Below are 12,306 nucleotides of genomic sequence, written 5' to 3' on the forward strand. Positions count from 1 at the left end.
GGCCATCCGGCTCCGTGGCAGGTGAGGGCGGCTCAGTGCCGGTGCACGTGGATCGTGCCGGTGCGCGCCGACGGCGTTCCGCGCCGGTGCGTGCGCACCCGCAGCTGCAGGAGAACCGAGCCCAGCACCGCGGACAGGGCCGTGCCGAGCAGGACCGCGGCGCTCGCGTGGTCCGCCGTCGTGCCGGCCCCGAAGGCGAGCTTCGAGATGAGCAGCGACACCGTGAAGCCGATCCCCGCGATCGCTGAGAGCGCCAGGACGTCCGGGGCGTCGACGCCGTGCCCCAGGCGCAGCCCCGTGAAGCGGGTGAGGAGCACGACCGAGCCCCAGATCCCAAGGACCTTGCCGAGCGGCAACCCGAGGTACACACCGACGGCGACCGGGTCGGTGAGGACCTGGCCGAGCCCACCGGCGTCGACCATGTTGACCCCCGCGGCCATGAGAGCGAAGAGCGGCAGCGCCAGCCCGGCACTGACCGGGTGGATGAGGTGCGTGAAGCGCGCCGTCATGCCCGTGGGCTCGCGGCGCGTCGGCCGCGCGGGGACGGTGAGTCCGAGCAGCACACCCGCGATGGTGGCGTGGACGCCCGAGGAGTGCATGAGCCACCAGGCGACGACGCCCAGCGGGATGAGCAGGAACCAGTGCGTGACGCCGCGCTGGACGAGCAGGCCGAAGACGGCGATGACCGCCAGCGCGCCGAGCAGCATGAGAGCGTTGAGCCCCGAGGAGTAGAAGGCCGCGATGACGACGATCGCGAGGAGGTCGTCGACGACCGCCAGGGTGAGCAGGAAGGTCCGGGCCGCCGGCGGCATGCCCTTGCCGAAGATCGACAGGACGGCGACGGCGAAGGCGATGTCGGTCGCCGTCGGGACGGCCCAGCCGCTCAGGCCGCCGCCCCCGACGAGCTGGACGGACACGTACACGGCCGCCGGGCCGATCATCCCGAACACGGCGGCCAGCATCGGCAGGGCGGCCTCGCGCACGTCGCGCAGGGAGCCGACGACGAGCTCCTGCTTGAGCTCGAGACCCACCACGAAGAAGAAGATCGCGAGGAGGCCGTCGGCGGCCCAGGTGGCCAGGTCGAGGTCGAGGTGAAGCGCGTGGGGGCCGACGACGGTGGTCGACAGCGTCTCGTAGGCGTCGCGCCACGGCGAGTTCGCCCAGACGAGGGCGGCGAGCGCGGCGGTCACCATGAGCAGGCCCGAGAAGACCTCGGACTCGAGGCGGTGGGCGAGCGCGGCGAAGGGGTTGCGCGTGCGGGACGGGCGGGCGGCGCGGGTCATGAGGGCCTCTCGTCGGCGGTCATCGGGCGTTCGGGAGAGTGGGCAGGCTACGGGAGCCTCCTGGGAGGGGCCTGGGTGCGGTGTGGCGCCGACCGGCCTCGCGGCGCGATCCCGCCGCGAGCGGACGCCTGCGGGGACGCTGACAGGAGCGACATCGACGTGACCGGCGTCGCCCGCCCGGGGGCCGGACGGCGCCGGTTCCGCGCCGTTCCGGGCGATAGGCTGGCCTCAGCGAGGAGCGCGTCTCCGCCTCACCCCGGCGGCCCGGCGCTCCCACCACGCCACGAGCAGGAAGAGAGCCCTCCGTCGATGAGCCAGACTCAGCAGACCCCGGAGCAGAACGCGGGCCGGAGCCCGCAGTCGACCACGCCGTACCGCTACACGGCGCAGCTGGCCGACACCATCGAGACCGCCTGGCAGGACCGCTGGGAGTCCGAGGGCACCTTCTACTCCGACAACCCCGTCGGCGCGCTCGCGGGCCCGGAGGCCTCCAAGGAGAAGTTCTTCCTCCTCGACATGTTCCCGTACCCCTCGGGCAAGGGCCTCCACGTCGGCCACCCGCTGGGCTACATCGCCACCGACGTCGTCGCCCGCTTCACCCGCATGACGGGCAAGAACGTCCTCTACACGATGGGCTACGACGCCTTCGGCCTGCCCGCCGAGCAGTACGCCGTCCAGACCGGCCAGCACCCGCGCGTCTCCACCGAGGCCAACATCGCCAACATGCGCCGCCAGCTGCGCCGCCTCGGCCTCTCCCACGACAAGCGCCGCACCCTGGCCACCATCGACGTCGACTACGTCAAGTGGACCCAGTGGATCTTCCTCAAGGTCTTCAACTCCTGGATGGACCCCGAGGCCCCGCGCCGCGACGGCCGCGGGAAGGGCGCCGCCCGCCCCGTCTCCGAGCTCATCGAGAAGCTCGCCGCAGGCACGGTCGCCACCCCCGACGGCCGCCCCTGGGCGGAGCTGTCCAAGGCCGAGCAGGCCGACGTCGTCGACTCCCACCGCCTCGCCTACGTCTCCAGCGCGCCCGTCAACTGGTGCCCCGGCCTCGGCACCGTCCTCGCCAACGAGGAGGTCACCTCCGAGGGCCGCTCCGAGCGCGGCAACTACCCCGTCTTCAAGCGCAACCTCCGCCAGTGGATGATGCGCATCACCGCCTACGGCGACCGCCTCGCCGAGGACCTCGACACCGTCGACTGGCCCGAGAAGGTCAAGTCGATGCAGCGCAACTGGATCGGCCGCTCCGAGGGCGCCGAGGTCACCTTCGCCGTCGACGGCGCCGCTCAGGCCGGCTCCGAGGTCACCGACCTCACCGTCTACACGACCCGCCCCGACACCCTCTTCGGCGCGACCTTCATGGTCGTCGCCCCCGAGCACCCGCTGCTGGGCTCCATCGAGGTCGACGGCGCCGAGGGGCTCACCGTCCCCGCCGAGTGGCCCGAGGGCACCCGCGAGGCCTGGAAGGACGGCCACGCCACCCCGGCCGAGGCCGTCGCCGCCTACCGCGCCTACGCCGCCGCCGCCACGGAGGCCGAGCGCACGGACGAGGGCCGCACCAAGACCGGCGTCTTCACCGGCTTCTACGGCGTCAACCCCGTGAGCGGCAAGCGTGTGCCGATCTTCGTCGCCGACTACGTCCTCATGGGCTACGGCACCGGCGCCATCATGGCCGTCCCCGCCCACGACGACCGCGACTACGCCTTCGCCACCAAGTACGACCTCGACCTCATCCAGACCATCGGCCCGGCCGACGACCCGCACGGCATCGACCTCGCCCAGGGCGCCTACACCGGCGACGGCGTCGCCGTCGACTCCGCCAACGACCGCGTCGACGTCAACGGCCTCACCAAGGACGAGGCGAAGGCGAGGATGATCGCGTTCCTCGAGTCCGAGGGCACCGGCCGCGGCGCCGTCACCTACCGGCTGCGCGACTGGCTCTTCTCCCGCCAGCGCTACTGGGGCGAGCCCTTCCCGATCGTCTGGGACGAGGAGGGCCACGTCCACGCCGTCCCCGAGTCCATGCTCCCCGTCGAGCTTCCCGAGGTCACCGACTACTCGCCCCGGTCCTACGACCCCGACGACGCCGGCTCCTCCCCTGAGCCCCCGCTCGGCAAGGCTGAGGAGTGGGTCAAGGTCGAGCTCGATCTCGGCGGGGGCGACGGCGTCCAGACGTACTACCGCGAGACGAACACGATGCCCCAGTGGGCCGGTTCGTGCTGGTACGAGATGCGCTACATCGACCCGACCGACGAGAACGAGCTGGTCGCCCCGGAGAACGAGGCCTACTGGATGGGCCCGCGCCCCGAGGCTGGCAACACCTCCGGTGGCACCGACCTGTACGTCGGCGGCGTCGAGCACGCGGTCCTCCACCTGCTCTACTCGCGCTTCTGGCACAAGGTCCTCTTCGACCTCGGCGTCGTGTCGAGCTCGGAGCCGTACCACAAGCTCTTCAACCAGGGCTACGTCCAGGCCTACGCCTACACCGACGCCCGCGGCCAGTACGTCCCGGCCGAGGAGGTCGAGGAGACGGTCGCCGAGGACGGGACCAGCACCTTCACCTGGCAGGGCCAGCCGGTCAACCGCGAGTACGGCAAGATGGGCAAGTCCCTCAAGAACATCGTGACCCCGGACGACATGTACGAGGCCTATGGCGCGGACACCTTCCGCGTCTACGAGATGTCCATGGGCCCGCTCGACCAGGACCGCCCCTGGGACACGCGCGCCGTCTCCGGCTCCCAGCGCTTCCTCCAGCGCCTGTGGCGCAACGTCGTCGACGAGACCACGGGGGAGACCACGGTCTCCGACGCCCCGGCCGACGACGCCACCCGCCGCCTCGTCGCCCAGACGATCGTCGGCGTCCGCGACGACTACGAGGGCATGCGCGTCAACACCGCCATCGCCAAGCTCATCGTCCTCAACAACCACCTCACCGGACTCGACGCCGTGCCGCGCGAGGCTATGGAGGCCCTCACCCTCATGGTCTCCCCGGTCGCCCCGCACATCGCGGAGGAGATCTGGAAGCGCCTCGGCCACGAGGGCTCCCTGGCTCACGAGGACTTCCCGACCGTCACCGACGAGTCGCTCCTCGCCGCGGACAAGGTCACCTGCGTCATCCAGGTCAAGGGCAAGGTCCGCGACCGCCTCGAGGTGGACCCGGACATCGACCCCGCCGAGCTCGAGAGGCTCGCGCTGGCCGCGCCCGGCGTCATCCGCACCCTGAACGGCAAGGGAGTGCGCAAGGTGATCGTCCGCGCCCCGAAGCTGGTCAGCATCGTTCCCGAGTGACCGGCGCGAGCTGAGCCACGCGAGGCTGAGCGCGGCCCGGCCCCGAACTGCCGGCCCCGTCTCGCCGAGACCGGGACGTCCTGACCTCGAGATCGGTTCAGTGCGGCTCTCACGGGCTGGCCCCATCAGCAGCACGACGGCGTCGGCCGCCACCAAGAAGCGGGTGGCGGACGACGCCGTCGTCCTGGAGCACGGGGTGCGGACCCGAGCAGCGGTGTGGACCACCTGGCTGAGTCCGGACCACCTGAGCCAGTGGCTCGAGTGGTCCAGAATCAGTGACGTGGTCCAGCTCCTGGAGTGCGGAGCCTGGCGGACGTCAGGAGCGTCGTGAGCGCACCGCGCCGACGACGGCGAGCACCACGAGCCCGGCCACGCCACCCCACACGAGCGTCATCGCAGCCGCCGTCCCCAGGACCGTCGGGAGCGCGGCGCCCGCGAGCGTCACGGCGGAGAGCAGGCTCGCCGGTCCCATCGGGAAGATCCGTCCCGAACGGTGACTGGTCCAGTCCAGGTGGTCGTACCTGCCCTGCGGCCGCGCGAGCCGCTGCCTGGCCGAACGGCGCTGCGCGACGTCGACGACGGCGAAAAGCACGGTCGTCGCGACACCGATGAGCACAGGGAGCAGGACCATCGCGAGGCTCTTCGGCGCGAAGCCGTCCGCGGTCCCCGTGAGGTCGTAGTGGATGGGGTAGGGGTCCGGCAGCGCCTCATACCGCTGGATCAGGGGTACCGCTGCGCCGAGCACGACGGCGAACGCGGCGAGGTGCCACACCCACCGCACGGGCTCGACCGGCGCCGTCGCTGTCCGGAGACCGTCGATCCTGGCCGTGCTCATGGGCTCGCTGTGTTCAGTCGTGCGCATGGCGTGTCCCCCTCAGTCGCGGTCACGGGTCCCCGCCGGTCAGCGGCGCAGGATGTTGCCCAGCAGGGACCGCGTGATCTCACGGGTCACCTGCCGTCCGACCTGCCCGATGGTCTTCTCGATCTCCCGCTGGCGGCGCTCCTTAGCCTTGGCCTCGGCCTTCTCCTCGGCCTCGGCGCGCTTGGCGGCCTCCCGCTCGAGACGCTCCGCCTCGCGCTGCTGGGCCGCGGCGGCCTTCTCCGCCGCCTTCTGCGCTGCCGCCTGGGCCTTCGCCTTGTCCTTGGCGTCCGCCTCCGCGGCGGCCTTGGCAGCAGCGTCCGCCTCGGCCTGAGCCTTCGCGGCCGCCTCGGCGGCGTTCTGCTCCGTGAGGCGCTTCGCGAGGAGCTCGTATGCGGACTCGTTGTCGACGGCGGTCGCGTACTTGCCCGCGATCGCGGAGCCCGAGACGAGCGCCTGCACCGTCTCCGGCCTACCCGGCCCCATGACGGAGGCGGGCGCGTCCACCACGACCGGGGCGACCGGTGCGGGACGGCCCTTCTCGTCGAGCACGGAGACGACCGCCTGACCGGTCCCGAGGCTTGTCAGCACCTCGGACAGGTCCAGCGGCGACGTCGGGAAGGTGGAGACGGCCTTCTTGAGACTCGCTGCGTCGGCTGGGGTGTGGGCGCGCAAGGCGTGCTGGACGCGGCTGCCCAGCTGGGCGAGGACCTCGTCAGGCACGTCCGTCGGTGACTGGGTGATGAAGACGATGCCGACGCCCTTGGAGCGGATGAGCCGGACGGTGCGGGTGACGGCCTCGAGGAAGGCCTTGGTGGCGTCGGCGAAGAGCAGGTGCGCCTCGTCGAAGAAGAAGACGATCGTCGGCTCCTCCGGGTCGCCGACCTCGGGGAGGATCTCGAAGAGCTCGCCGAGCAACCACATGAGGAAGGTGGAGAACAGGACGCCCTGGGACTGGATGTCCTCCAGCTCGAGGGAGGAGATGATGCCGCGCCCGTCGGCAGCGGTGCGCAGGAGATCGTGCACGTCGAGGGCCGGCTCGCCGAAGAACCGGTCCCCGCCCTCGGACTCGAGAGTGGCGAGCTGGCGGAGGATGACGCCGGCTGTCGCCGCGGAGACGCCGCCGATGGACTTGAGCTCCTCCTTGCCGTCGTCGGTGTTGGTGAGGTGCTCGATGACGGCGCGCAGGTCCGTGAGGTCGAGGAGGGCGAGGCCCTGCTGGTCGGCCCAGTGGAAGACGAGCTGGAGCGCGCTCGTCTGCGTCTCGTTGAGGCCGAGGACGCGAGCCAGCAGCACCGGGCCGAAGTCGGTGACGGTCGTGCGGATCGGGGTGCCGGTGCCCTGGCCGCCCAGGGTGAGCAGCTCGACGGGGAAGGAGGAGCCCTTCCAGGGCTGGCCGGTCTGCGCCGTGCGCGCGGCGAGACGGTCCGAGGAGGTGCCGGCCTCCGCCAGGCCCGTGAGATCGCCCTTGACGTCGGAGAGGAAGACGGGCACGCCGGCTGCGGACAGGCCCTCGGCGAGCAGCTGGAGGGTGCGGGTCTTGCCGGTGCCCGTCGCGCCGGCGACGAGGGCGTGGCGGTTCATGAGGCCGAGCGGGATCCCCACGCGCACGCCCGCGACGGGGGCCGGGTCTCCTGTGGCCGCCTTCCCGTCCGTGGGGTAGGCGAGGTAGGTGCCCACGGGGAGCGTCGCGCCGGAGAAGGCGTAGCCGGACTGGACCTGGGCGGCGTAGCCGGTGACCTCGGCCGAGAGGCTCGGCGACGACGAGGGCGCTGAGATGGATGCAGCGGGTGCGGGGGACCCGGTGGGCGCAGAGGCGGCTGACTCGGTGGCAGCAGGCTCAGGGCTGGCGGGTGCCCCGTCCGGTGAGGCGGCGGCCACCGCGTCGGAGCCACCGCTCGCCGCGAGTGCGGCGTCCAGTGCGGCCTGGGCAGCAGCGGCCTTCGCGGCGGCGGCCTCAGCGGCGGCCTGCGCCGCCTCGGCCTTGAGACGGGCGATGTCAGCGGAGTCACTCATGACCCACATCGTAGGGGCGCAACGCGGCATCCTGAGGGCGCAACCGCACCGCGAGCCCGGCGATACGCTGGTGCCCATGACCCTCGCCGTCGTCACCGACTCTGCGGCCTGCCTGCCACGCGCGCTCGCGGCGGACCGCGGCATCGACGTCGTCACCCTGCCGGTCCTGCCTGGCGACGACGGCGGCGCGTCCGCCACCACGTCGCGGCCGAGCGTCGAGACGCTGGCCGAGGTCTACGAGGCCGCCCTCGGACGCGCCGACCAGGTGCTCGCCCTCCACCTCACGAGCGCCCTGTCCGGAACGGTGGAGAACGCGCGCCGCGCCGCCGCGCAGGTGCTCGGCCAGGCGGACGGAGCGGCTGACGGGACCACTGGAGGGGCCGACGGCGACCGCCTCCTCGTGCTCGACTCCGGCGTCTCGGCCGGTGCACTCGGTCTCGCGGCGCTCGCCGCCTCGCGCGCCGACGACCTGCGCCGGGGCGCCGGGCTGGCCCGCGAGTCCGCGGCGCGCTCGTACCTCTTCTTCGTCGTCGACTCGCTCACCGAGCTGCGCCGCGGCGGTCGGGTCGACCGGTCGACGGCGATCCTCGGCGGCGCGCTCGGCATCCGACCGATCCTCCGGGCGGACGCGCGCGGGGTCGGCGTCGTCGAGACGGTTCGCGGCGCGGCCCGGGCACGCCGCGCCCTCATCGCCCAGGCTGCCCTCGCCGCGGGAGGAACGACCCTGCACGGGCCGCGCGTGCCCGCGTCACCGGTGCGCGTTGCCGTTCACTACGCCGACGACCCGCAGGACGGGCAGGAGCTCGAGGACGAGCTCGCCGACGCCCTGGCGGCGACCGGTGCGGTCATCGACTCGATCCTGCGCTCACCGATCGATGAGGCCCTGCGCGTCCACGTCGGCCCCGGTGCGCTCGGCGTCGTCGTGGCCCCGGCCGTCTAGCAGGCTCCTGCTGTCTGAGCCGGTCCAGGGCGGCACCAGGTTTTGCCTGCCTGCGCCTCCCGGGCCCGGGGTCGACGACGGCGCGGCTCCCCAGGCGCGCTCCTGCGGGGCACGTCCACCGACGGTCCCTGAGGCACGGCGGGAGGTGAGCGCGTTCGCCTAGCGTCGCGGGCATGACCGGCAGAAGGGCTGCCCCACGGGGGAGGCGGAACCTCGACGAGCTCGTGAGGCTCGCCTGCTCCACCGACCCGCTCGAGCCCGAGCGTCGTCCGCGTCGGGTCGCCCTCGCGCCGCGGGCCGCCATGCTGCTCGGCGCGGCGCTCATCGTCCTCGCCGTCCTCCTCGCAGTCCGCTCGGTGCTCGCCTCGCCGTCGTCCGACGCCCTCCACGGCAGTCGGAGCACCGCGAGCGCAGGCGTTGTTGCGGGAGCAACCGCCGGCTCGTCGGCGGACGTCGGCACAGGAGGGTCGACTGAGGCGCCGGGCGCGCTCACCCCAGTCGATCCCCGCTCGGCGCCGGCCACGGCGGGGCCGGGAACCGTGTCGAGCGCGGGCACGCAGCTCGTGGTTCACGTCGCCGGCGCGGTGCGGGCACCCGGCGTCGTCGTCCTGCCCGCGGGTGCCCGCGTCGACGACGCCATTGACGCCGCAGGCGGCCTGCTCGAGGACTCCGACCCGGACCAGCTCAACCTCGCCCGCGTCCTCACCGACGGCGAGCAGGTTCGCGTGCCGCACGTGGGGGACGACGCCTCCACCTGGACTCAGGGGAACGGCACAGCCGGGGGAGCTACCGGCACGGGCGCTAACGGGAGCTCAGACGCGTCCGAAGGCTCGGGTGCTGGTGGGGCCGGGACGAGCGAGCTCATCGACCTCAACACGGCCGACGCGACCGCGCTCGAGGAGCTGCCCGGCATCGGCCCCGCCCTCGCCGAGAGGATCGTGTCATACCGCGACGAGCACGGCCCCTTCGCCTCCGTCGACGACCTCACCGACGTCCCCGGCATCGGCGACGCCAAGCTCGAGGCCCTGCGGGACTCAGCGACCGTCGGAGGTGCGTCATGAGTGCAGCGCCGACCCCGTGGGACCGCGTCGGCACTCCGGCTACCGAGGACGCCGGGAAGGCTCGTCGTCGGCGGAGGGCCGCTCGGCGGCGCGCCCACGGGACCCGGGAGCGGGCTCCTGAGGCGCTCGATCTGCGCCTCGCACCGGCGGCGCTGTCGGCGTGGGCTGCGGCTCTCGTCGCCGTCGCGGCCCAGCGCTGGGAGACGCCCGCAGCCGCGGCCGCCGCGTGCCTCGGTGCCGGGCTCCTGCTCGCTCCGCGCGTCCTTCGCGAGCACCTCCCACGGCACCGCCGGGACGACCGACCCGGCGCCGACGCCCCCGACGCCTCGACGGTCGGAACGGTCCTCGCCGGGATGCTCGCCTGCCTGCTCACGGTCGCCGCCGTCCTCGCCGTGACGGCGGTCGGCGTGGCCGAGCGCGCCCGGGACCCCGTCACGCTCGCCTCCGCTGAGGGAACGCCGGTGACGCTCGTCGGAACGGTGACGACGACGCCACGGGTCCTCGCCTCGGCGCGCTCGACCCTCGTCCTCACGGAGCTCGACGTGACCACCGTCGACGGCGCCGGCTCGCGCCTGTCAGTCACGGTGCTCGGCAACGAGGACTGGCTCGACGCACCCATGGGCGCCACAGTCCGGGTCCGTGGCGCCCTCGAGCCGGCGGAGCCCGGTGCGAGCGAGGGGGCCCTCGTGGGCACCGCGGCGAGCGTGCGGGTCATCTCCCAGCCGGACGGCCTGCTCGGCCTCGTGACGCTCATGCGCGAGGCACTCGCGGACGCGGTCGGTGAGGAACCGACGGGTGGGGCGACGTCACCGGGTGCATGGCCGGCGGGGACGCGCGCCCTCGTGCCTGGCGTCGCGCTCGGCGACGACCACGCCCTGCCCGCCGACGTCCGCGCCGACATGCGCGCAGTCTCCATGACGCACCTGACGGCCGTGTCCGGGCAGCACGTCGCCATCGTCCTCGGGCTCGTCCTCACCGGGCTCGGCGTCCTGCCCCGGCGGGTGCGCGCCGTCCTCGGCGCCGTCGTGCTGACGGCCCTCGTGGTCCTCGTGCGACCAGGAGGCTCCGTGCTCAGAGCGGCGACCATGGGCGCCGTCATGCTCACCGGCGTCGCCGCCGGGCGCCGCAGCGCCTCTGTCCCGGCCATGTGCGCAGGAGTCGTCGTGCTCCTGCTCATCGACCCGTGGCAGGCGCGCGACTACGGCTTCACGCTGTCGGTCGCTGCGACGGCCGGGATCCTGATCGGCTCTCGGCCGGTCGCCGTCGCGCTGTCGCGGCACGTGCCGCGGTGGCTCGCGGTCACGCTCGCGCTGCCCGTCGTCGCGCAGGCGGCGTGCGCCCCCGTCCTCATCCTCCTGCAGCCGGTCGTGGGCCTGTGGGCGGTGCCGGCGAACGTCCTCGCCGCGCCGCCCGTGCCCGTGGCGACGGTGTGCGGACTCGTCGCGGCCCTGCTCGCGCCACTCTGGCCCGGCGTCGCGAGCGTCGTCGCGTGGCCGGCGACGGCGTCCTGCGCGTGGCTCGTCATGGTCGCCCGGACCTTCGCAGGGTTGCCGGGTGCGACGATCGCGTGGCCGGGCGGCGTCCGGGGCGCGCTCCTGCTGGCCGGCGTCGAGGTTCTCCTCGTGGTGGCCTGCTCGCGGCGTGCTCGACATCGGGTCGCACGGCTCCTGGGCCACAGGCTCTGGATGCACGCAGGCAGTCCTGGGCCCGTGCCGTGAGCCGGGACCGTCGTGCTCGTAGCCACCGGGAGCTGTACCGGCTCGGTTCGTGTCGGTGGCTCGTGGCAGTCTTGGGCCATGGCACCCTCACGCTCCTCCCGAGGCTCCCGGTCCGGGCGCACCGCGCCCACCGGCCCCACTTGGGACAAGGTCGAGCTCGCGCCCGTCGTGCTCGTGCGCGCGGGGGAGGAGGTCCTCGCGGACCGTGCCATCACGCGCCTCATCGCGCAGGCGCGCAAGAAGGACCCGACCACCGAGGTCTCGACGCTCGAGGCCTCCACCTACGAGGCGCACCAGCTCGACGCGCTCGTCTCACCCTCCCTGTTCGGCGAGCCCAAGCTCGTTCACGTCCCCGCCCTCGAGCAGATGACGGACGCGCTCCTGACGGACCTCCTCGCCTACGTCGACCACGCCGACCCGGACGTCACCGTCATCCTCCGGCACAACAGCGGCCAGCGCGGCAAGAAGCTCCTCGACGCGATCGCCGCCTCGCCCTACCCCGTGTGCACCGTCGAGGCCGTCAAGTCCCCGAAGGACAAGGCCGCCGTCGTCACCGCGGACGCCCGCCGCGCCGGACGCTCCATCGAGCCGGAGGCGGTCGGCGCCCTCGTGGACGCCCTCGGCAACGACCTGCGCGAGCTCACGGGCGCCGTCGCCCAGCTCGTCGCCGACACCGAGGGCACGATCACCCTCGATCAGGTCAACACCTACTACGCGGGCCGCTTCGAGGCCACGGGATTCACCGTCGCGGACGCCGCCGCCGCCGGGAACGTCGCCAAGGCCATCACCGCGCTGCGCCACGCGATCGCCACCGGCACCGACCCGGTGCCGATCGTCGCGGCGCTCGCCATGAAGGTCCGCCAGCTCGCCCGGGTCGCGGCCATGGGAGGCCGCCGCAACGTCTCCGCCAAGGACCTCGGCATGGCGCCGTGGCAGGTCGACCGCGCCCGCCGCGAGCTGTCCGGCTGGTCCGACGACGCCCTCGCCGTCGCCATCATGGCCGTCGCCCGGGCTGACGCCGAGGTCAAGGGCGAGTCCCGCGACCCGGTCCACGCCGTCGAGAGGGCCGTCCTCACGATCTGCAACGCCCGCCGGGGACGGCTTCCGCAGCGCGGCGCCCTCGCGCGACGCGCCTGAGGCC

The 12,306-nt window shown here is 73.3% G+C and carries 8 protein-coding genes; 5 read left to right on the forward strand and 3 right to left on the reverse strand.

From position 1 onward, the window contains the following. Nucleotides 1–32: 32 nt before the first annotated feature. Complete coding sequence (gene nhaA, locus IXW69_RS04050) at nt 33–1,283, reverse strand: Na+/H+ antiporter NhaA (protein ID WP_194785089.1); 1,251 nt, start codon at nt 1,281–1,283, stop codon at nt 33–35. 309 nt (nt 1,284–1,592) lie between these two features. Between nhaA and IXW69_RS04055 the strand changes: the two genes are divergently transcribed. Continuing rightward, on the forward strand, nt 1,593–4,571 hold the full coding sequence (locus IXW69_RS04055; protein WP_194785090.1) for a leucine--tRNA ligase: 2,979 nt from the start codon (nt 1,593–1,595) through the stop codon (nt 4,569–4,571). A gap of 316 nt (nt 4,572–4,887) precedes the next feature. Here IXW69_RS04055 and IXW69_RS04060 read toward each other — a convergent pair whose 3' ends face one another. Further along, nucleotides 4,888–5,433, reverse strand: a complete 546-nt coding sequence (locus tag IXW69_RS04060; protein WP_194785091.1) for a DUF1648 domain-containing protein — start codon at nt 5,431–5,433, stop codon at nt 4,888–4,890. Between the two features lie 39 nt (nt 5,434–5,472). Then, entirely contained in the window at nt 5,473–7,446 is a 1,974-nt protein-coding gene (locus IXW69_RS04065) for a helicase HerA-like domain-containing protein (RefSeq protein ID WP_194785092.1), read from the reverse strand. Between the two features lie 76 nt (nt 7,447–7,522). Here IXW69_RS04065 and IXW69_RS04070 point away from each other — a divergent pair, with 76 nt between their 5' ends. The 4 genes from IXW69_RS04070 to holA all read left to right on the forward strand — a co-directional run bounded on the left by IXW69_RS04070 (nt 7,523) and on the right by holA (nt 12,302). Then, a complete protein-coding gene (locus tag IXW69_RS04070) occupies nt 7,523–8,386 on the forward strand; it encodes a DegV family protein (RefSeq protein WP_194785093.1) in 864 nt (287 codons plus the stop codon). A gap of 173 nt (nt 8,387–8,559) precedes the next feature. Further along, entirely contained in the window at nt 8,560–9,447 is an 888-nt protein-coding gene (locus IXW69_RS04075; protein ID WP_228524727.1) for a helix-hairpin-helix domain-containing protein, read from the forward strand. Then, a complete protein-coding gene (locus IXW69_RS04080) occupies nt 9,444–11,165 on the forward strand; it encodes a ComEC/Rec2 family competence protein (protein WP_194785094.1) in 1,722 nt (573 codons plus the stop codon). Before IXW69_RS04075 ends, IXW69_RS04080 begins: the two co-directional genes overlap by 4 nt. A gap of 78 nt (nt 11,166–11,243) precedes the next feature. Then, on the forward strand, nt 11,244–12,302 hold the full coding sequence (gene holA, locus IXW69_RS04085) for a DNA polymerase III subunit delta (protein ID WP_194785095.1): 1,059 nt from the start codon (nt 11,244–11,246) through the stop codon (nt 12,300–12,302). Nucleotides 12,303–12,306: the final 4 nt, after the last annotated feature.

Origin of the sequence: Actinomyces haliotis (genome assembly GCF_015355765.1) — a bacterium.
In the GTDB taxonomy this organism is placed as follows: Bacteria; Actinomycetota; Actinomycetes; order Actinomycetales; family Actinomycetaceae; genus Actinomyces; species Actinomyces haliotis.